Below are 20,322 nucleotides of genomic sequence, written 5' to 3'. Positions count from 1 at the left end.
GATGTGCCGTGGTGTCAAGAGTGGTGCCCTCCCCAGCCCCCGGCGCGGGTCCCCCCCCCCCCGGGGGGCCCGCCCCCGGGCCCCCCGGCCCCCCCGCCCCATGACGGCACCTGCACGGCCGAGGGGCTGATCGGCAGCCGGCGCGCCGAGGCGGCTGACGGCCGGTCGGCCCCCCGTCGGCGGGGAATGACCCGGGGCGGTTCCGGAGCTCGGCCGTGGGGCTCCGGCCCGCTTCCGAACCCTGGTCCCTCTCACTCCCGCTCCGTCGAACGGCCCCAGTCCGCGGCCGACTTCATGCACGAGCGGCCGACGAGGCGCGCACGACTATGTAGGCACCGACGTCCGGGCGCCAACGTCGCCATGACGCGCAGGAATCGGGACAAAAAATGCAAATGTATCGAACCGTCCAGCATGTGTCGTCCGTGGAACTGGTTGAGCGCGCCCACGCAGGATCAAGATCCGGCCTACCGGCCACCTCCGAATTGCTTGCGGCCACCCCGTTCCGGTCTCCGCACATCGACAGAAGAGTCAGAAGACCATGTTCGTGACCGATTCCCCCAGCCCGACGTCACTGCTCGGCCGGCCCTGCCGCCGTCATGCACTGCTGACCCTGCCGGCGCAGGAGGCGCACGTGTCCGCCGCTCGTCACTTCGCAGCCGAATTGCTGGAGACCTGGAGTGTGCCCACGGGTGAGCGGGACTCCGCCATTCTCATCGTCGACGAACTCGCCGCCAACGCGGCCCAGTACGGCCATGAGCGCATGACCCTGCTGCTCGCCCTCGACCACGAAACTCTGCACATCGTGGTCACTGACTCCGGCGCGGCCGTGGAGCGTCATCGCCCCGGCATCGCCTCCGACGAACACGGCCGTGGCACCGGCATCGTCGAGTCTCTTGCCCAGTCGACCGAGATTCGCCAGACACGCAGCGGCCGCGAAGTCCGCGCCTGCCTGAGGTGCTCGCCATGACCGGGCTGGACGCTCCGCACGAGCTACGACCCCCATGCGCCGCGAGATGGAGTGCCCTGGACCACGCCGGCTCCGTGACAGCTGCCGAGCAACTCGCTCTCCACGACCGCCGCCGGCTCCACCTGGCTGCCGGTCCGTACCACCCCGACCTCACACTCGCGTGGCCGACGCACACCACCGCGACGCACTGACTGAATGACTGTCGCGGTCGGACCCACCCGGTCGCCCCAGGTCGCTGAGCGCGGGCCCGCCCATGTCACTGTCGGCGGATCCGCAGCCGGGGGCCGCGCTCGAGTCCCGGTGGGACTGCTGGAGAGTCACCCTCCGACCCGGTGGCCATCCCCTCTGTTCCGCAGGTCAGGCGTTGGGGTCGAAGTGGATGCCCGAGGGCATGGAGTGCGCCAGGGCGTACGCGAAGTCGCCGTCCTTGATCTTGATGGTCGCAGCGCCGAAGTCGGCGCTCATCAGCTTGTCCCGGAAGCCGGCCGGGTAGCCGTTCCAGCCCACCAGACGCGGGTAGAACCAGCCGCCGGTCGCGTTCTCCGGAGGCTCGTCGTTGCTGTTGGCGAAGCGGAAGTCGTGGGTGGAGAGGCCGTCCTTGTGGTAGACGATCTTCGGGTGGGTGCCGTCGAAGCGGACCGAGGAGCGGGCGGCGACCTGGTAGCCGGTGTGCTGGGACACCGAGACGTACTGGACCTCGTTGTCGTTGATCCACACCACGACGTGCTCCCAGTCGTGGGTGTGCCCGATGGCCGCCGGACCGTAGGTGGCCTGGTCCTTCTCGAAGTAGCTGGCGTACATGACGGCGCACCAGCCGTTGTTGCACTTCTCGCGTGAGTAGGTGTTGGCGTTGGCGAGTTGCGCATAGTCGTGGCAGTGGCCGTTGACGTCGCCGCCGAGTTTCAGACCGGGGTTGATGGTGCCGTCGGCGCCGATGGCGGCGGTGGCGTAGCAGCCGTCGCCGTCGTAGTCGTAGGCGGGGGAGAAGGTCTGTTCCAGGCCGTCGGCGTTCTGGGGCAGCAACTGCAGGACGTTCGCGTGGGCGCTCGCCGCAGCGGCCGCGACGAGCGTCATCGCACCGAGTGCTGCGAGCAGGCCCTTGGCGAGGGACTTCACGTTGGGCATTACGGCTCCTTGTCCGCGCGGTCGGCGTCAGCAGTACAGGTTGCTGCCCGGTGAGACCCCGAGGATCTGTGTGAAGCGCTGGTAGGCGTCCACACGGCTCTGCACCTGGGCCGGGTTCTTGCCGTCACATTCGAGGGAGCCGTTGATGCTGCGGATCGTCTGGCCGAATCCGGCGGTGTTGACCATGGCGTTGTGCGGGGTCATGCTGCCCGGTCCCGATTGGGTGTTCCAGTACCACAGACCGGTCTTCCAGGCGACGGAGGCGTTGTTCTCCACCTGCCAGGGGTTGTTGAGCAGGTCGATGCCGAGCGCGTCACCCGCCGCCTTGTAGTTGAAGTTCCAGCTGAGCTGGAGCGGTCCGCGGCCGTAGTAGGCGGCCTGTCCGGCGGGGCAGCCGTACGGCTGGCTCCAGTCGCAGTAGGTGGGGTAGTTGGCGGTGTTCTGCTCGACGACATAGACGAGTCCGCCGGTCTCATGGCTGACGTTGGCGAGGAAAGCGGCGGCCTCCTGCTTCCTGACCGTGTCGCTGCCGGTGTTCGCGAAGGCCGGGTAGGCGCTGAGAGCCGCGGTGAGTCCGCTGTAGGTGTAGAAGGAGTTCCGGTTCGGGAACATCTGGTTGAACTGCGCCTCGCTCACCGCGAAGCCGGACGGAGTGCTGTCGCCGCCGCTCGCCGGCGCGTTCCACTTCTGGTTGGCGCCGCCGCTGCAGCTCCAGATCTGTGTCCGGGTGCCGTTGGCGGAGTTGTCGTCGGTGACGTCCAGGCACTTGTTCGCCTGGGGGTTGACGATGTCGTGTGCGGCGGTGACGGTCCACTTCTGGTTGGCGCCGCCGGTACAGGACCACAGCTGCACCTTGGCGCCGTCGGCGGTCGAATTGCCGGTCACGTCCAGGCACTTGCCGAGGGCGCGGACCGTGCCGTCGCTGCCGACCGTCCACTGCTGGGCGTTCGTGCCGTTGCAGTCGTAGAGCTGGACGGGCGTGCCGTCGGCCGAGTTGGCCCCGGCGACGTCGAGGCACTTGCCGGCGAGTCCGGTGATGGTGCCGGTGTCGGCCTGGGCGGGGCCTGCGGTGAGCAGGCACGCGGAGAGACCCAGTGCGGCGGTGAGGGCGGCTGTGGAAAGGGATCGGGCCATCAGAGGGGGTGGCCTTTCGCATGGGGGGTGGCGGCCGACGCCTCACCTGTGAACGGAGGGAGGCGTCGTACGACGCGTGGCTGACCCGAGAACCTAGAGAGGGTGACGACTTTCGTCAAGTAGTGAAGTAAGGAGAGAGGGAAGGGGGTTTGGCGGCAAGACGGCCACGAGCCGCGGTCGCGCCGACGGTGGGGCATGCGGGGGCGACGGATGCGGACCCGCCGGTCAGGGGATCGGCATGGGTTCGGTGTCCGTGCCCGCGGATGGGCTACCAGCCGACAGCGACCAGAAGCCATTGCGGATCGGCGTGGGAGATGAAGGAGGACTGGCCCGCCACGTCGTCGTAGGGGAAGCCGTAGGCGAGGTGGTTGATGGCGTTGTCGTGCCAGAACTTGGCGTAGTAGTTGGCTGGTGCCGCCTTGTAGAACTGGGCCGGGTCGGACTGCTGGGAGGCCGGCAGGGTGGCGACGTGGCGGTTGAGGGCGGCACACATGTCGGGGTTGCCCGCCAGTGAGGCTGCGCAGCCGAAGATGTCGGAGGTGGCCGCGTTCACGCCCACCGACTGGGCGTAGGTGGTGAAGTAGTTCGCGTTGGTGCCGCCCGCGCGGAAACCGGGGTCGCTGCCGGGCGCGATGATCCGGTACGGCGCCTGGGTCTGGGCCAGCACCTTGAACTGGTCCGGAACCGCGGCGGTGAAGCGCTGGAAGGTGGTGGAGCGGTCCTCGGCGAAGGTCTGCCGGTTCTCGCCGACCTCGACGTCGTAACCGTCCTTGCTGTGCAGACGCATGGCCAGCTTGAGGCCGAAGGCGTCGACCCGGGTGGTGTTGCCGTTGAAGACGTTGTTGCCGACGGTGAACTCGATGAAGTCGTAGTACGGGCTGTTGGGCGAACCGAGGTAGAAGTACATGCGGCCCGCGGAGTTGGCCGGCATGTCGAGGTAGGGCTGCTCGGCGATGGAGTGCACTTGCCCGTTGAAGCTCCAGTACACCTGGCTGTCGGGGTACTTGCCGTTGGTGCGGTTGAGGATCTTCACCTCGACGGCGTTGCTCGCCGGGGGGATGTCGCCGGTGCTGCCCCAGAAGTCGTCCGGCGGGGTGCTGCCGCCGGGGCCGTAGACCTGGAACTCCCACAGGGAGTATCCGTACGGGGTGCCCCGCCCGGTGCCGTAGAGGCGGACGTAGCGGCCACTGCCTGAGATGGCGATGTCCTGCGTTCCGCCGGTGGCGGTGGTGGTGGTGGAGTAGACGGTGGTCCAGGTGCTGTCGTCGGTCGACGTCTGGATCTGGAAGGCGGTCGCGTAGGCGGCCTCCCAGTTCAGGGTGACCCGGCTCAGCTGCTGGACGGATCCGAGGTCGACCCGCAGCCATTGCGGGTCGGAGAAGGCCGAGGACCAGCGGGTGCCCGTGTTGCCGTCGACCGCCGCGCTTGCGGGGAAGGAGCCGTTCTCGGTCGAGGAGGCGGTGGCGGGCCTGCCCTGGGACAGTAACTGGTCGGCGGCGCGCGCTGGCGTCGGTGCCAGGGCCGCGAAACAGGCGGCGATCAGGACGACGACCAGGCCGAGGGCCGCGCGGGGGCGTGCGGCGCCGACCGGCGGTCTGCGGGTGGGTGCACCGGCGGAATTCTGCATGTGGGGTCTCCTCAAGCCGGTCCGGCATGCGGGGGGATGGAGCGACAGCAGACGTGAGAGCGCTCTCTCGGGTTGTAGTCCTGCCGGTGTCAGCCGTCAACAACTGAAGCCGGGATCAGTCGGGTTCGCGGCCCTGTCGACGACACGGCACCGTCCCGCCACCGATGTCGCGTGGGGCGCGTCCGGCGCGTTCGGCTTCCGGCCGCCCGATCAGCCCCAAGCCGGGTTCTGCTTACATCCCTTGACTCATCCGGTACGGACCTGCCCGCGCCGTGAGGAACCGCACCTCCCTGGGCGGCCCTCACCGCACCCGCCGAAGACGAAGATAATTCACGCCTTATATTTTGATGTATTGACGGCCGGGCGGGCTGCCCCTAGCGTCCGATCCGCATCGCGCCCCCACATCGCGACCAAGGAGACACGTGTGACCGACGTTCCCGCCGCCGTTCCCGCCGCGCGCGTCCGCGCACCCCGTCGGCGCAGACGCGCGGCCGCCCTCACGACAGCCTTCCTGCTGCCGGTCGCCGCCGGTGTCGCGCTGGCTACCGCCCCGAGTGCCGCCGCCGCGAGCATCCCCACCGCTCCCACCACCGTCGTCAACGCAGGCAGCGGCAAGTGCGTCGACGCGAGCGGCGGTGCCACCGGCAACGGCACCGCCGTGCAGCAGTACGCCTGCAACGGCACCGGAGCACAGTCCTGGCAGCTCACCCCGACCGACAGCGGCTACTACCGGATCGGCGTGGCCTCAGCGCCGGACCAGGTCTGGGACGAGACCGGCGTCTCCACCGCCGACGGCGCGCTGACCCAGCTGTGGCTCTACGGCGGCGGCGCCAACCAGCAGTGGCTGCCGGTCGCGGAGGCCTCCGGGACGTACCACTTCGTCAACCGCAACAGCGGCAAGTGCCTCGATGTGCCGTCCGCGTCCACTGCCGACAGCGTCCAGCTGCAGCAATACACCTGCAATGGCACCGCCGCCCAGTCCTTCTCGCTCTCCGCCGGCATCACCCCACCGGCCGGCACCCCGGACTTCGGCCCCAACGTCACCGTGTTCGATCCGTCGATGTCGACGTCCACCATCCAGTCGAAGATCAACCAGGTCTACAGCACCCAGCAGAACAACGAGTTCGGCACCCAGCGCAACGCCCTGCTGTTCACCCCCGGGACGTACGACGTCGACATACCCGTCGGCTACTACACCCAAGTCGCCGGACTCGGCCTGTCACCGGACCAGGTGTCCATCACCGGCGGAGGCGTCCACGTCGAGGGGCACACCAGCGACGGCAACGCCACCCAGAACTTCTGGCGCGATGCCGAGAACATGTCGGTGAGCCCCAGTTCGGGCAGCACCATGTGGGCTGTCTCGCAGGCCGACCCGTTCCGGCGCATGGACGTGCACGGCAGCATGAAGCTGTGGGACGACACCCACGGCACCAGCACCAACTGGTCCAGCGGCGGCTACATCGGTGACTCGCGGATCTCCGGCCAGATCAACTCCGGCACCCAGCAGCAGTTCCTCACCCAGGACACCGCCATGAACGGCGGCTGGACCGGGCACAACTGGAACATGGTCTTCGTCGGCGACACCGGCGCCCCGGCGACCGGCTTCCCCAATCCGCAGTACACCACCGTCGCCCAGAGTCCCGTGATGCGTGAGAAGCCGTTCATCTACGTCGACAGCTCGGGCAACTGGCAGGTGTTCGTCCCCTCGGTGCGCGCCAACGTCCAGGGCCCCGACTGGACGACCGGCAGCGCCCCGGGCGCCTCCCTGCCGATCAGCCGGTTCTACATCGTCAAGTCCGGTGACACCGCCACGACGATCAACAACGCGCTCGCCGCCGGCAAGAACCTGATCGTCACCCCGGGCGTCTACCACCTGTCCGCCCCGCTCGACATCACCCGCCCCGACACCGTGGTCCTCGGACTGGGCCTGGCCACCCTCGTACCGGACAACGGCGTCACCGCGATCACCACCGCCGACGCCGACGGCATAGACATCGCCGGGCTTCTCATCAGCGCGAACACCACCAACTCCGCCACACTGATGCAGGTCGGCCCCACCGGTTCGACCGCCAGTCACACCGCCGATCCCATCGTGCTGCACGACGTGTTCTTCCGCATCGGCGGCGACATCGCCGGCAAGGCCACCCAGACACTGGTGGTCAACAGCAACGACGTCATCGGCGACGACCTCTGGCTGTGGCGCGCGGACCATACCAACGGCGTCGGCTGGACGACCAACCCGGCCGCCAACGGACTGATCGTCAACGGCAACAACGTCACCATGTACGGCCTGGCGGTCGAGCACTACCAGAAGTACCAGACCAACTGGAACGGCAACGGCGGCCGCACGTACTTCTACCAGAGCGAGACCCCCTACGACGTGCCCGACCAGTCCAGCTGGACCACCAGCGGAGGGGACCTCGGCTACGCGTCGTACAAGGTCGCCAACTCGGTCACCTCCCACGAGGCGTGGGGTGTGGGTGTCTACGCCTACCTCCGCGACAACCCCTCCGTCGTCCTCGGCCACGCCATCGAGGTGCCCACCACGTCAGCGGTGAAGTTCCACAGCATGGTCACCACGGTCCTGGGTGGAGACGGCACCATCAGCCACATCATCGACAACACCGGCAACCAGGTCACTCCCAGCAGCAACGTGGCGTACCTGGTGAGCTATCCGTAAGCCCGGCAAGGAGACCGGTCCGGCGCCCGTGTGAGGTGGCACGGGCGCCGGACCCGCAGGACGGCCACCGTCTCATGTCTTCCTCCGGGCCGGTTCACAGGCGGCCACCCAGAAGCACGTCAGCACCTCTACGGGCTCCAAGCTGCCGGTTGAGGAGGCGAGTTGAGGGGCCGGCAGCGCGGGTTCGGTCCCGGTCGTGCGGCGCTGGGTATAGTGCGGGGTTTCGGGGAACCGGCGACCTGGAGCCGGTCGATCTCACGCGCCACCTGGTGTTCATCGACACCCGGGGCCCTGGCGGAGCCCCGACGATCGCATCGCCGAGGAGGCCGTCCCATGGAACCCGTCACGCTGATCACCGGTGGCTCGACCGGAATCGGCGCCGCCACCGCCCGCGCCCTGCTCAAGCAGGGCCACCGCGTGGCCGTCACCGGACGTGACGCGGAGAAACTGGCCGCTTTCGCCGCTTCGGCCGCGGCGGGTGAGCGGCTGCTGACGATCACCGGCGACACCAGCGACGCCCACGACGTCGCCGCCGCCGTGCGCCGCGTGGTGGAGGCGTGGGGGCGACTGGACAACGTCATCGCCAACGCCGGTTTCTCACTGCCCGGCAACCTGGAGAGCCACGCGCCGGAGGACATGCGCGCCATGGTCCTCACCAACGTCCTGGGCCCGGCCCTGCTGGTCCGGGAGACCCTGCCCCACCTGCGGGAGTCCAAGGGCCGGATCGTGATCATCGGTTCGGTCGCCGGGGTGCGCAACACGCCTGGCAATCTGTACTCGGTCACCAAGTGGGCCGCCCACGCACTGGCGGAGAACACCCGGCTGCTGGTCGGCAAGGACGGCGTCGGCGTGACGGTCGTCGCCCCCGGGGTGGTGGACACCCCGTTCTGGGACGAGCGCGGCGGCACCCCCGAGGCGGCGCCGGTGATGACCGCCGAGCAGGTCGCGGACACGATCGTCTTCGCCGTCGGTCAGCCCGCGGGTGTGGACATCAACCACATCACCATGCGACCGACCGGACAGGCCGGCTGACACCGCGCTCCCCGCGCGCGGCCGGGCGACGACCGGCTCCCCGTGCCGGCCGCGGCGGCCCGGCGCGCGGCAACCGGCGGCCGCGGCCCGGCGGATCAGGTCACGGGCCGTGAGCCGGTACCACCGCTTCCACACGCGGCTCGCCGTGCCGTCCTTCCCGCCGAGAGAGGAACCACCGCCGCCGACCGCTCGTGCGGCGGAGCCCGACGCGGCGGGGAGACCGCTCGTCGCTCCGTGAGGCGAGGCGCTTACCGGCCGACTTCGTCACCGGTCCCGGTGCGCGGGTCCCGGTCCGTCACCTTTCGCCGCCACGGCGGCCCGCACCCGCTGTTCCTCGCGGCGCAGCCGACGTCCCGTTCCAGGGGGGTGCGGCTCACGGCTGTCGCGAGGTCTTCCAAGGCCCGCTTCTGCAGTTCCGCCTCGCGCCGCACGACAGGGCTCCCCTTGCCGGCAGCGGTCTCCTCCCACGCGTTGAGCGCCTCCTCATGCGTCCCCAGTCCGGATTTCTGTGCTCGCGCACGGCGACTGCCGCCTTCGCGGTGTCCCTCTCCAGAGCCTCGGCGAACCGCTCCGCCCCGGGAACGGGACGGCAGTCGGCCCGCGGGACGTGTCCCTCCATCCTCCCGCGCCCGCTGCCGCTCCCGGCGATCTCCAGCGCTTCGCCGAGCAGGTCCACGAGCTGCTCGGCGGTGCGCGGTGCCCTCCAGTCCCCCGGACCGGTCCGAGGGGGAGAAGGGGCACGGCGGCCCCGAGTCCCTTACCGCTTGTGGCCGTTGCCGTGTCCGTTCGGGTGCAGGACCACCTTGGTCCAGCCCTCGTCACGGGCGTCGAAGTGCTCGTAGGCGGTGGGGGCCTCGTCCAGGCCGAGCTCGTGGGAGACGACGAAACTCGGCTTCGCCTTCCCGCCGGCGATCAGATCCCGCAGCGCCCGGTTGTACTTCTTCACCGGCGCCTGACCGGTGCCCATGCGCTGGCCCTTGAACCACATCATGCCGAAGTCGATCGGGACCTTGCCCTGGGCTTCCAGCTCCCCCTGGGCCTTGGCGCCGCCCGGGTCCTGGGGCAGGAACACGCCCACCACACCGATGTCGCCCGTGAACCTGACCGAGTCGATCAGGCCGTTGAGCGTGAGGCTGGCTTCCTCGTGTCCCTGGGGGTCGTGCGCCTGGTACCCGACGCATTCGCAGCCGTTGTCGGCGCCCAGACCGAGGGTGGCCTCCTTGACGACCTCCGCCGGGTCCTGCTCCGCGGTGTTGATCGGGATGGCCCCGATCTCCTCCGCCTTGCGCAGCCGGTCGGGCTGGTGGTCGGCCGTCCAGACGCGGCCGGCGCCCTTGAGGAGGGCCGAGTAGGTCGCCATCAGCCCGACCGGACCGGCCCCGAAGACGATGGTCTGGTCGCCCGGCTTCACGTGGGCCATCTCGGTGGCGTGATAGCCGGTGGGGAAGATGTCGGCGAGCATCACGTAGTCGGTCTGCCGCTCGGCGGCGTCCTCGCCCAGACGCAGCGCGTTGAAGTCGCCGTAGGGCACGCGCAGCAGCTCCGCCTGGCCGCCCTGGTACGGGCCCATGTCGGCGAATCCGTAGGCGGCTCCCGCGAGGGACGGTTCCGGCTGCATGGTCAGGCAGTAGTTGGTCAGGCCCTGCTCGCACTGCTTGCAGAAGCCGCAGGCGATGTTGAAGGGCAGGACGACGTACTCGCCGACCTGCACCTTGCGGACGGCCGAGCCGACCTCCACCACCTGGCCCAGGTTCTCGTGCCCGAGGGTGCGGCCGGTCTCGAACGAGGTGCGGCCCTCGTACATGTGCAGGTCCGAACCGCAGATGTTGGTCGTGGTGATCTTGACGATGATGTCGCAGGGGTGCTCGATCTTCGCGTCCGGTACGTCCTTCACCGCGACCGTTCGGGGTCCTTCGTATACCGCTGCTTTCATGATGACTTCCCTGGATGTCGTGGCATGCCGTGATGGAGAGGGCGCAACGACCCTGACTCTCGGATGTCCTGCGACGGGGGTCCTGGGCTCCAGCACGCCTCTGGGGGCCGTTCACCTGGATCAGGTGGAACGGTGTGGTTCCGCCGTGGGCCCGCCATGGTCCCGCCATGGGGAGTTCGGGCGCTTCGGCGGCGTGCCGTGCGGGTCCCCGTCGGCCCCGGAGGCGAAACACCTGCGCACCGACCGATCAGCGGAAGTCACCCGCTAATCACCCTGGTCGTCACGCAGCGCGTTACGACGTTCCTGTTCGCGTTTGGAGTAGGCGGCTGCCCGGATCGCCTCGTCGCTCTCCAGGCCCGATCCCAGCGCGCCGCCCACCGTGGCGACCGACGCGACGAACCAGGACAGGGTCCAGTACGCCGTGGCGAGCAGCGGGGTTCGTGTCGTGGAAGCGAACACCCGGCCGTTGAGGATGAAGAGTGCCCACACCAGGTTGATGACCACCAGGCCCGCGTAGCAGACGATCACCCCGATACCCACCGTCACGACCGTCGAGGCGTTGTAGAGAGCCGCCGTCTTCCGCGCCTCCGGCGACACCTCGTCCGTTCGGTGCCACAGTTTCGCGTCCACGATCAGCCAGCCGATCATGAGAGCGAGGGAGCCGACCATGGCGATCACCAGGCGTGGCGTGCTCAGGGAGGTGGCCAGGGTCCAGATGGTGGAGTTCACGGTGGCGACCGCTCCCGTGGCGAGTGCGGCCGCCAGGGCTTTCGACAGGCCCGGCACCAGACGCCACGGCTCGTTGGCGCGCACCATACCGAGGAGCACCCTCAGGTAACCGCGCGGCCCACTGACGACGTACCGCAGGTCGGCGATCTCCTCCTCGCCGACCTGGCCCGGACGGACAGGGGCGAGACGACCGGTGAAGGGCCCCCGCAGCGGCTGGCTCCCAGGCGGCCCCGCAGACCCGGTGGCCAGCGAGGCCGCCAAGCTGAGCACGGCTTCCTCCACGGCCCGCTGGGCCCTGGCCTGCAGCCGGAAGCCACCCAGCGTGGGAAGGGACAGCAGCGCCAAGCCGTGTTCGTGACTCAGATCCACCATGAGCTTGCGCCCATGTGAGTGCAGCGGAAGGTCGGTGAGGGCCACGACGATGTCCCAGTCCCCGTCGTTTCCGCGGTCCATGATCCGGCGCATCAAGGTGGGCAGGTCCTCGGCCGCTGCGGTGAAGGGCTCGCTCACCACTTCGACGTCGAACCGTCGTCCCTGGCCCGACCTCTCGGCGAGCCGGCCGGGAAGCACCCGGGCCATGCGCCGCGCGACCTCCGTCGGCGCATCCGGATCCGCGAGGAGAGCCACGACCGTAACGCCCTGAGACGACACCCGGAAGACTCCCTCTCGTCGGCTGTGCCCGCGGTCGCGAGTGCCCCCAGGATGCCCGCAGGTAACACCGACGTCGCGTCGGCCGCGCGGCGGGGCGCTCGTGCGCGCGGAGCCCGGTGACGGCGCCTGTCGCGCGGTTCCCGGCGCGATCAGGTACTCAGGAACGATGGACAAGGACGCGACCGACCCCTTCGTGCATGTCCGGGGCGCCAGTGAGAACAACCTGCGCACCATCGATGTCGACGTTCCGAGGGACGCCATGGTCGCCTTCACCGGCGTCTCCGGTTCGGGCAAGTCGTCACTCGCGTTCGGCACGCTCTACGCCGAGGCCCAGCGGCGCTACTTCGAGTCCGTGGCACCGTACGCCCGAAGGCTGTTGCAGCAGGTCGGCGCACCGCACGTGCAGGAGATCACCGGACTGCCACCGGCCGTGGCCCTGCAGCAGCGACGCGGGTCGCCCAGCTCGCGCTCGACGGTCGGCACCATCACCACGCTGTCCAATCTGCTGCGCATGCTGTACTCCCGTGCCGGCACCTATCCGCCCGGGGCCGTCCGGCTGGAAGCCGAGTCGTTCTCACCCAACACCGCGGCCGGCGCCTGCCCCGAGTGCCACGGACTGGGCGTCGTGCACGACGTCGCCGAGGACCTGCTCGTCCCGGACCCCTCGCTGAGCATCCGCGAGGGGGCCATCGCCGCCTGGCCGGGCGCCTGGCAGGGCGCCAACCTGCGCAGCGTCGTGAGCAACCTGGGGATCGACATCGACCGGCCGTGGCGCAGGCTCAGGAAGAAGGACCGGGACTGGCTGCTGTACACGGACGAACAGCCCTCGGTGTACATCGAGCCGGAGGAGGACCGTATCGACTACGGCTACCAGGGCAAGTTCTGGAGCGCCCGCAAGCACGTCATGCACGTCCTCGCCGACTCCAAGAGCGAGAAGATGCGCGAACGGGCGCTCCGGTTCGTCAGGAGTGTGCCCTGTCCCGAGTGCCACGGCAGCGGACTGCGGCCCGAGGCGCTCGCCGTGACCTTCGCCGGACGTTCCATCGCCGAGGTCAACGCGATGCCGCTCACCGAGGTCGTGGCGCTGCTGCGGCCCGTCGCCAGGCGGTCCGAGGCCCACGCCACCACGTCGACCGCCCGGTCCGGGGAGACGACCGAGGTCGCGGTCCGGATCTGCGGCGATCTGGTCGCGCGCATCGACGTACTGCTCGACCTGGGCCTCGGATATCTCAGCCTCGGACGCCGCTCGACGACCCTGTCCCCCGGCGAGGCGCAGCGCCTGCGGATCGCCACCCAGCTGCGCTCCGGGCTGTTCGGCGTCGTCTACGTCCTCGACGAACCCTCCGCGGGCCTGCACCCGGCTGACGCGGAACCGCTGCTGGACGTCCTGGACCGCCTCAAGGCGGCGGGCAACTCGCTGTTCGTCGTGGAGCACGACATGGACGTCGTACGGCGGGCGGACTGGGTGGTCGACATCGGCCCCGGCGCGGGCGAGGGCGGCGGACGCGTGCTGTACAGCGGCCCGGTCGCAGGTCTTGAGCAGGTCGCGGAGTCGGCCACGAGCCGGTACCTGTTCGGGCGCGCCCAGTCGCTCGACCACCGCCCCCGGACGCCGCACGGGTGGCTGCGCCTGCGCGGCGTCTCCCGCCACAATCTGCACGACGTGTCCGTCGACGTACCGCTGTGCGTACTCACGGCGGTGACGGGCGTGTCCGGTTCCGGAAAGTCGACGCTGGTGACGCAGGTGCTCGCCGAGGTCGTCCGCGGCCACCTCGGACTCGCGCCCGAGGAGCCCGACGAGGCGCAGTTGGAGATCGACGTCCAGGACGCGTCGGGAGTCGAGTCGTTCGACCGGCTGGTCCGGGTCGACCAACGGCCCATCGGCCGCACTCCCCGGTCCAACCTGGCCACGTACACGGGGATGTTCGACGCGGTGCGCAAGCTGTACGCGTCGACGGACGAGGCCAGGGCGCGCGGCTACTCGGCCGGGCGGTTCTCCTTCAACGTGCCCGAAGGGCGGTGCGAGACCTGTCAGGGCGAGGGGTTCGTGGCGGTGGAACTGCTGTTCCTGCCCGGCACCTACGCGCCGTGCCCGACCTGCGAAGGCGCCCGGTACAACGCCGAAACGCTGGAGGTCACCCATCGCGGCAAGAACATCGCGGACGTACTGGCGCTGTCCGTCGACGCCGCCGCCGCGTTCCTGTCCACCGTCCCGGCCGCCTCCCGCAGTCTGGAGACGTTGCGCGAGGTGGGACTGGGGTACCTGCGGCTGGGCCAGCCCGCGACGGAACTCAGCGGTGGCGAGGCGCAACGCATCAAACTGGCCACCGAACTGCAGCGGGCCCGGCGCGGTCACGCGCTGTACCTGCTCGACGAGCCGACGGCGGGACTGCACCCCTCCGACATCGCGCTGCTGCTGCGGCAGCTGCACCGGCTCGTGGACGCCGGTAACACGGTGGTTCTCGTCGAGCACGACCTGGACACGGTCGCCACCGCCGACTGGGTCATCGACCTCGGTCCGGGCGGCGGCGACGCGGGCGGGCGGGTGGTCGCGGCGGGGCCGCCGGCCAAGGTGGCGAGGGCCCGCCACAGCGCCACCGCCCCCTATCTCAAGGTCCGGCTCACACGCTCCTGACGACAGCGCGAGGGTCAGCCGGGCATGGGGTGGTGCGCCCGGGCGAACCGCTCCACGACGGCGGCGCAGAAGGCGGGCAGGTCGGTGCGGATGCTGGGCCAGGACGTCAGGCGGCGGCCGCGCACGGCGTCTGCTTCCGCCAGGGTCCACGGACCGTGGCAGATCGATGCGACCGGTTTTCCGCTGGCCGTGAAGTCCTTGACGAACTGCACGGCATCGCGGTCCATGCGCAGTTGGTCAGGGTTCATGGTGCCGCCGGGCAGGAGCAGCGCGTGGTAGTCGTCGACCGATGCGTCGGCGACAAGGCGGTCCACCGGGAAGGTCCCGGCGGCGTTGAGGTCGAACTGGCGGGCCTGGATCTCGCCGTGGCGGAGAGAGACGATCTCGGTCTTCGCCCCTGCGCCCTGCAGTGCACCGCGCGGCTGGTCGAGTTCCACGCGCTCGACGCCGTCGGTGGCAAGAATCCCCACCCGCATCCCCCGGAGTTCCTGTGTCATGGTCAAGGCTCCCTTCCGGCGTCACCATCGGCTGCTACCGGTCGAGATTCGCAAAGCCCCCTGCCGAGCGCCTCCGCACTCCAGGCCGAAAGCGCCGCCCCCTCCTGCCCCGGCAGAGCAGCGCGCCGATCCGACGCCGGTGTCCGCGTCGCCGACGGCGGTGATGAACCGGGCCAGGGAAAGGTGACCGCCGACGTCCGCCTGCTCGCTTTCGTGTGCGTCTCGCAGCACGGCGGCCGCGGCGTTCCGGCGAGGCGTCAGCCGGGGCCGCCCAGCACGATCCTCCACACTCGGGTCGCCACCTGGAGGTTCAGCCGGTCCTCGACGTTCGCGAGGTCGTTGCCGCTGATGTCGCGGATGCGCTGGAGCCGGTAGCGCAGTGTGCTGCGGTGGATCGCGAGGGAGTCGGCGGTCTCGTCGTAGTTGCCGCCGCAGTCGAAGTACCGGGAAAGCGTCTCCACCAGGGCCGCGTGGTGCCGGGAGTCGTAGTCGATGAGCTGCCCGAGCCACTCCTGGACGAATGTCTCCAGTTCCTGGTAGTCGCTGCCAGGTCCCAGGATGCGGTAGAGGCCGAGCTCGTCGAAGAACGACGTGCCGTAGCGTTCGCGGCCGTGGCGGCGCACCTCCAGGGCGCGCTGCGCCTCCTCGTAGCGGCGGGGGATGTCGTCCACGGAGTCACAGGGGGCGCTCACTCCGATCGTCCCGGACCGTGTCCCGGTCTCGCGGGCGAGCGCCTCGTACAACGCGCGGGTGCCCGGTCTGTCGTCGGCGACGAGGACGATGTGGTCGGCACGGCGGGTCAGCAGCGAGCGCATGCCCACGGCAGAGGACGCCCGGCTCACGGTCCGCGCGAAGACATCGTCCGCAGGCCGGTTCGACCACTGCACGACGACGACGTAGTGGGTGCGGTGCAGGTCGTGTCCGACTGCCTCGGACCGGGCGTAGGCGCTCGTCGCGTCCGTCCCTGCCAGCAGGTCGTCGGCCAGCTCGCGGTGCAGTCTCAGCTCCACTTCGGCCAGATCGCGCACGTGCGTCAGTTTCGGGGCGAGCGACACGGCGGCCTGTTCCAGTGCGAGCACGGTGTGCTCGTCGGCCTCGTCGCGGGCGTCGACCAGGGCCAGCACGCCCAGGATCTCGCCCTGCGGGCGGATCAGGGTGAGCAGCCGGTCCTTGATCCGCACCGGCCCGGTCCCCCGGGCGACGGCGTGCAGCATTTCGTCCCGGCGCACGGGGTCCGGTTCGGGATAGGGGACGGGGCGGCTGGGGCCGGACCAGGACCTCAGCCGACCGAAGCGGTCCTCGACCAGTGCCGGAAGCCCAGTCAGCCTGTGCAGGGCCCGGGTCACGGCATCCTCGCCGCCACCCGCGGCGGAGACGTCGGCCAGGGCGGCGTGAACGGCTCGCTCGTAGCCCAGCTCGGCCATCACGGAGATCAGCTGCTGCTGGAGAGCCGTGCGCTCCTCCCGCAGCCGGCGCAGCTCCAGCGCGGCCTCGTGCTGGAGACGTCGTGCGAGGGCGGCCGACAGCGCGGCGGCGGTGTGCCCGACGAGCATGGCGAGCAGGAATCGCTCGGCCTCGGTGGGCCGGGCGCGGGACGTGACCACGAGGTAGCCGTGGAGTCCCGCAGATCCGCGGAGCCCAAGGGCCCGGCCCCAGCGCCTGCCGGGCACGGTCACGGTGCCGTCCCGGCCGGCCAGGTCCCGCACCCTCCGGCCCATGGCCGAGGCGTGCGTCTGCCCGTTCCTCGGGCTGGGGACCAGATCACCGCCCACCTTGAGGTATCCGGCCTCGGCGCTGTACGGCCCCGTGGCGGATATGTGGTCCATGGCCAGGCGCAGGATCTCGGCTTCGTCCGGAGCGCCGAACATGGCGCGGGAGAGCGCGACCAGGTCGTGGAGGGCACGGTCGGCCAGGGTGCGGGACGGCAGGCGGGGCTCTCCACGCGCGGCCGTGGGGCGCCGTCCGGCACTGCCCCGCGGAATGCTGCCCCTCCGGGAGGAGGAGCGGTGGTACAGGCTGTGCCCCTGACTGCCGGCCATGGGATCACTCCGTCCCTCGACGCTTTCGAGAACCGAGCGGGATGTCGTGTACCCGGCCATGGTCCGGCTTATCCGAAATATTCTTATTATCTCTCCCCTTGTGGGTCGTGGCTGCGGGCGCGAGCAACCGGCCTTGCGCCGGAGAACTCCAAGATCCCCGGCGGAGTCACGCTAGGTTTCGTCGCCCCGCTCGCCCTCCGCCTGGGACGGCTCGCTCCGGGGCACGTCCGGGTGCTGTTCGGTTGCGGTGCGCTCACCCGCCTCGTCCCGCTCGCCCTCGGCCTGCGAGGGTGTGCGCGAGTACCAGGCGTCGTAATCAGGGGCTCCGGATTTCATGACGGGCCTCCTTCGTCGCTTCGCTCATGTCCATCCTCCTCCCTCGGACCGCGAGGTGACGTCTTCGGCCGCACCGTCTGCCCGGTGGCCGCCATGGCGCTGGTGTCCCGCTGCCCCGCCTCCTGTCCTCGCAGATCGATCGCGGGTGCCACTTTTCGACCCGCCGGGCGCAGGCGGGGTGACCGGGCGAACAGCCACTCTGAGGTCAAAAGGCCGCGCTCATACGGCGGCGCCACGCTGCTCGCCGTGTTGCTGCACGCGGCCCGGGGCGGCCGCCGGAACTCCGCCGGCGCCGACGAGGCCGTCCGGCCGGCCGCCGGGCCGGCCGGCACACCCAGATGCGAACACGGAGAGCGGTATCGAACCGGGCGGACACGGCCCGGAGGATGAACGGTCGCCGACGGACGTCGACCGCCGCGGAAGGAGTTCCTCATGGCCAAGGCAGTGGGCATCGACCTGGGCACCACCAACTCGGTGATCGCCGTGTGGGAGGGTGGTGAGCCGTCCGTCGTGCCCAACAGCGAGGGCAACCGCACGACACCGTCCGTGGTGGCCTTCACCGACACCGGCGAGCGCCTGGTGGGCCAGCTGGCCCGGCGCCAGGCGATCCTCAACCCCAAGGGCACCATCTACTCGGCCAAGCGGTTCATCGGCCGGCACTTCGACGAGGTCCCCGACGAGGCCAAGGCCGTCGCCTACGACGTCGTCCCGGGAGAGAACGGCGAGGCCCGCTTCAAGGTGCGTGACAAGCTGTACGCGCCCGAGGAGATCAGCGCCCAGGTGCTGCGCAAACTCGCCGAGGACGCCTCCAAGCAGCTGGGGGAGCGGGTCACGGAGGCGGTCATCACCGTCCCCGCCTACTTCAACGACGCCCAGCGCATCGCGACCCGCGACGCCGGACGGATCGCCGGACTGGAAGTGCTGCGGATCATCAACGAGCCGACCGCGGCCGCCCTCGCGTACGGCATGGACAAGAAGCAGCACGAGACCGTCCTCGTCTTCGACCTGGGCGGCGGCACCTTCGACGTGAGCATCCTCGATGTCGGCGACGGCGTGGTCGAGGTGCGTTCCACGGCGGGCGACAGCCATCTGGGCGGCGACGACTTCGACCGGCGTCTGGTCGACCACCTCGCGGACGACTTCCAGAAGGAGAACGGCATCGACCTGCGCAAGGACCCGCAGGCCCTGCAACGCCTGTTCGAGGCGGCGGAGAAGGCGAAGACCGAACTCAGCTCCGTCACCCAGACCCAGGTCAGCCTGCCGTTCATCACCGCCGACGCGTCCGGGCCCAAGCACCTCACCGACTCGATCATGCGGTCCACGTTCGAGCAGATCACCGGGGACCTGGTCGAGCGCTGCCTCGGTCCGGTCCGGCAGGCCATGGACGACGCCAAGGTCAGCGACAACGACATCGACGAGGTGATCCTCGTCGGCGGCTCCACCCGCATCCCCGCCGTCCAGGCCCTCGTGCGTCGGCTGACCGGCGGCAAGGACCCCAACATGAGCGTCAACCCCGACGAGGTGGTGGCCCTGGGCGCCGCCATCCAGGCCGGGGTGCTCAAGGGCGAGGTCAAGGACGTCCTGCTGCTCGACGTCACCCCGCTGTCGCTGGGAGTGGAGACGCGCGGCGGAGTGATGACGAAGATCATCGAGCGGAACACCACCATTCCGGTGCGCCGCAGCGAGACCTTCTCCACGGCCGAGGACAACCAGCCGGCCGTCGACATCGTGGTCCTCCAGGGCGAGCGCGAGCGGGCCGCCGACAACCGGGTCCTGGGCCGCTTCCAGCTCACCGACATCCGGCCGGCGCCGCGCGGCGAACCGCAAGTCGAGGTCACCTTCGACACCGACGCCAACGGCATCCTCAACGTCAGCGCGCGCGACAAGGACACCGGCAAGGAACAGGGCATCACCATCAGCGAGAGCTCCAACCTGGACCGCGGCGAGGTCGAACGCATGGTCCAGGAGGCCGAGCGCAACCAGGGCCAGGACCAGGCACTGCGCGAGGCCGTCGACGCCCGCAACGAACTCGACGCGATCGCCTACCAGGTCGAAAGGCGTCTGAACGAACTGGCCGACGCCGCGCCCGCGCACGAGAAGGCGCGAGCCGAGATGCTGGTGGCAGAGGCCCGCGACGCGGTCAAGAACGAGGCCGGAGTCGACAAGACCAGGCCGCTGATCTCCGAACTCCAGCAGGTCCACGCCGGGCTCGCCGCCCACCAGGCCGGTGCCGCGGCGGCGAGCGGTCCGTCGGACACCACCGGGCCGGACGCCTCCGGGCACGGCGGTGCCGGCGCCGACGACGACGTGATCGACGCCGAGTTCGACAAGGGCTGAGGTACCCGCCATGCCGTTCCCTCCCCAGGACCGATCGTCCGACCCCCCGCCCGAAAGCGCCGCGCAACCGCCGCAGGGCGACCTGCCCGAGCCCGAGCCGCCGACCACGGAGGCCGAACCGGGGCCCGACGCGGCCACCGGTCCGACGGGGGGCGAGGACGAGTACGCGGCCGCGCTGAAGGAGGTCGAGGACCGCTGGCGGCGTGCCCTCGCCGACTTGGACAACCTGCGCAAGCGACACGCCAGGGAACTGGACCGGGAGCGCACGGCCGAGCGGGCCCGCACGGCCGCGGCCTTCCTTCCCGTCGTCGACAACCTCGAACTGGCCCTGAACCACGCGGGCTCCGACCCCGGGGCGATCGTCGAGGGGGTGCGCGCCGTGCGCGACCAGGCCGTGTCCGTCCTCGAACGCCTCGGCTACGAGCGTCACGCCGAGACGGGCGTCCCGTTCGACCCCTCCCGGCACGAGGTCGTCGGCGTGGTCCAGGACCCCGACGCCGAACCGAACACCGTGACGCAGGTGCTGCGCCCCGGCTACGGCGAGGCCGAGCGGCAGCTGAGGCCGGCCGCCGTGACCGTCGCCAAGCGGGAGTGAGCGGC

14 protein-coding genes and 1 pseudogene are annotated in these 20,322 nt (G+C 70.2%); 6 read left to right on the top strand and 9 right to left on the bottom strand.

The window, feature by feature from the left end; genetic code table 11:
- Positions 1-538 precede the first annotated feature (538 nt).
- Positions 539-967 (top strand): ATP-binding protein, encoded by a 429-nt coding sequence (locus AB0G52_RS36645; protein WP_361342868.1) that lies wholly within the window; start codon positions 539-541, stop codon positions 965-967.
- 357 nt (positions 968-1,324) lie between these two features.
- On the opposite strand, the gene AB0G52_RS36640 is transcribed toward AB0G52_RS36645, so the two are convergent.
- The 3 genes from AB0G52_RS36640 to AB0G52_RS36630 form a co-directional block, all read right to left on the bottom strand.
- A complete protein-coding gene (locus tag AB0G52_RS36640; RefSeq protein ID WP_361342865.1) occupies positions 1,325-2,092 on the bottom strand; it encodes an NPP1 family protein in 768 nt (255 codons plus the stop codon).
- Positions 2,093-2,119: 27 nt separating this feature from the next.
- Complete coding sequence (locus AB0G52_RS36635) at positions 2,120-3,226, bottom strand: lectin (protein WP_132887607.1); 1,107 nt, start codon at positions 3,224-3,226, stop codon at positions 2,120-2,122.
- A gap of 268 nt (positions 3,227-3,494) precedes the next feature.
- Positions 3,495-4,853, bottom strand: coding sequence for a beta-1,3-glucanase family protein (locus tag AB0G52_RS36630; protein WP_361342863.1), 1,359 nt, complete (start codon positions 4,851-4,853; stop codon positions 3,495-3,497).
- A gap of 511 nt (positions 4,854-5,364) precedes the next feature.
- On the opposite strand from AB0G52_RS36630, the gene AB0G52_RS36625 reads away from it, so the two are divergent.
- Together AB0G52_RS36625 and AB0G52_RS36620 are read left to right on the top strand one after the other, a co-directional pair.
- Positions 5,365-7,533: an RICIN domain-containing protein gene (locus AB0G52_RS36625; protein WP_361342877.1), complete on the top strand. Its 2,169-nt coding sequence runs from the start codon at positions 5,365-5,367 to the stop codon at positions 7,531-7,533.
- Between the two features lie 333 nt (positions 7,534-7,866).
- A complete protein-coding gene (locus AB0G52_RS36620; RefSeq protein ID WP_361342860.1) occupies positions 7,867-8,565 on the top strand; it encodes an SDR family oxidoreductase in 699 nt (232 codons plus the stop codon).
- Positions 8,566-8,829: 264 nt separating this feature from the next.
- On the opposite strand, the pseudogene AB0G52_RS36615 reads toward AB0G52_RS36620, so the two are convergent.
- The 3 genes and pseudogenes from AB0G52_RS36615 to AB0G52_RS36605 form a co-directional block, all read right to left on the bottom strand.
- A pseudogene (locus AB0G52_RS36615) lies at positions 8,830-9,184 on the bottom strand (FUSC family protein); the annotation flags it as partial.
- Between the two features lie 138 nt (positions 9,185-9,322).
- Positions 9,323-10,498, bottom strand: a complete 1,176-nt coding sequence (locus AB0G52_RS36610; RefSeq protein WP_361342857.1) for a glutathione-independent formaldehyde dehydrogenase — start codon at positions 10,496-10,498, stop codon at positions 9,323-9,325.
- Positions 10,499-10,762: 264 nt separating this feature from the next.
- On the bottom strand, positions 10,763-11,806 hold the full coding sequence (locus AB0G52_RS36605; RefSeq protein WP_361342874.1) for a hypothetical protein: 1,044 nt from the start codon (positions 11,804-11,806) through the stop codon (positions 10,763-10,765).
- A 238-nt stretch (positions 11,807-12,044) separates the two neighbouring features.
- Between AB0G52_RS36605 and uvrA the strand changes: the two genes are divergently transcribed.
- Complete coding sequence (gene uvrA, locus AB0G52_RS36600) at positions 12,045-14,513, top strand: excinuclease ABC subunit UvrA (RefSeq protein WP_132887612.1); 2,469 nt, start codon at positions 12,045-12,047, stop codon at positions 14,511-14,513.
- Between the two features lie 14 nt (positions 14,514-14,527).
- Here uvrA and AB0G52_RS36595 read toward each other — a convergent pair whose 3' ends face one another.
- The 3 genes from AB0G52_RS36595 to AB0G52_RS36585 form a co-directional block, all read right to left on the bottom strand.
- Positions 14,528-15,010, bottom strand: a complete 483-nt coding sequence (locus tag AB0G52_RS36595; protein ID WP_132887613.1) for a DJ-1/PfpI family protein — start codon at positions 15,008-15,010, stop codon at positions 14,528-14,530.
- A 257-nt stretch (positions 15,011-15,267) separates the two neighbouring features.
- A complete protein-coding gene (locus tag AB0G52_RS36590) occupies positions 15,268-17,049 on the bottom strand; it encodes a helix-turn-helix domain-containing protein (protein WP_361342853.1) in 1,782 nt (593 codons plus the stop codon).
- Positions 17,050-17,220: 171 nt separating this feature from the next.
- Positions 17,221-17,385 (bottom strand): hypothetical protein, encoded by a 165-nt coding sequence (locus AB0G52_RS36585; RefSeq protein WP_165939282.1) that lies wholly within the window; start codon positions 17,383-17,385, stop codon positions 17,221-17,223.
- A gap of 432 nt (positions 17,386-17,817) precedes the next feature.
- Here AB0G52_RS36585 and dnaK point away from each other — a divergent pair, with 432 nt between their 5' ends.
- Entirely contained in the window at positions 17,818-19,722 is a 1,905-nt protein-coding gene (gene dnaK, locus AB0G52_RS36580; RefSeq protein ID WP_361342851.1) for a molecular chaperone DnaK, read from the top strand.
- Between the two features lie 10 nt (positions 19,723-19,732).
- A complete protein-coding gene (locus tag AB0G52_RS36575; protein ID WP_361342848.1) occupies positions 19,733-20,317 on the top strand; it encodes a nucleotide exchange factor GrpE in 585 nt (194 codons plus the stop codon).
- Positions 20,318-20,322 lie beyond the last annotated feature (5 nt).

Origin of the sequence: Streptomyces sp. NPDC021562, from assembly GCF_040640875.1 — a bacterium.
Lineage (GTDB): Bacteria > Actinomycetota > Actinomycetes > Streptomycetales > Streptomycetaceae > Streptomyces.
Note: the sequence above shows the minus strand (reverse complement) of the source record. Positions and strands in the feature narration are given on the sequence as shown.

Excerpts from the sequence above, each read along its gene's own strand:
- AB0G52_RS36645 (WP_361342868.1), top strand. The coding sequence starts at position 539 with ATGTTCGTGACCGATTCCCCCAGCCCGACGTCACTGCTCGGCCGGCCC.
- AB0G52_RS36640 (WP_361342865.1), bottom strand. The coding sequence starts at position 2,092 with ATGCCCAACGTGAAGTCCCTCGCCAAGGGCCTGCTCGCAGCACTCGGT.
- AB0G52_RS36635 (WP_132887607.1), bottom strand. The coding sequence starts at position 3,226 with ATGGCCCGATCCCTTTCCACAGCCGCCCTCACCGCCGCACTGGGTCTC.
- AB0G52_RS36630 (WP_361342863.1), bottom strand. The coding sequence starts at position 4,853 with ATGCAGAATTCCGCCGGTGCACCCACCCGCAGACCGCCGGTCGGCGCC.
- AB0G52_RS36620 (WP_361342860.1), top strand. The coding sequence starts at position 7,867 with ATGGAACCCGTCACGCTGATCACCGGTGGCTCGACCGGAATCGGCGCC.
- AB0G52_RS36610 (WP_361342857.1), bottom strand. The coding sequence starts at position 10,498 with ATGAAAGCAGCGGTATACGAAGGACCCCGAACGGTCGCGGTGAAGGAC.
- AB0G52_RS36605 (WP_361342874.1), bottom strand. The coding sequence starts at position 11,806 with ATGGCCCGGGTGCTTCCCGGCCGGCTCGCCGAGAGGTCGGGCCAGGGA.
- uvrA (WP_132887612.1), top strand. The coding sequence starts at position 12,045 with ATGGACAAGGACGCGACCGACCCCTTCGTGCATGTCCGGGGCGCCAGT.
- AB0G52_RS36595 (WP_132887613.1), bottom strand. The coding sequence starts at position 15,010 with ATGACACAGGAACTCCGGGGGATGCGGGTGGGGATTCTTGCCACCGAC.
- AB0G52_RS36590 (WP_361342853.1), bottom strand. The coding sequence starts at position 17,049 with ATGGCCGGCAGTCAGGGGCACAGCCTGTACCACCGCTCCTCCTCCCGG.
- AB0G52_RS36585 (WP_165939282.1), bottom strand. The coding sequence starts at position 17,385 with ATGAAATCCGGAGCCCCTGATTACGACGCCTGGTACTCGCGCACACCC.
- dnaK (WP_361342851.1), top strand. The coding sequence starts at position 17,818 with ATGGCCAAGGCAGTGGGCATCGACCTGGGCACCACCAACTCGGTGATC.
- AB0G52_RS36575 (WP_361342848.1), top strand. The coding sequence starts at position 19,733 with ATGCCGTTCCCTCCCCAGGACCGATCGTCCGACCCCCCGCCCGAAAGC.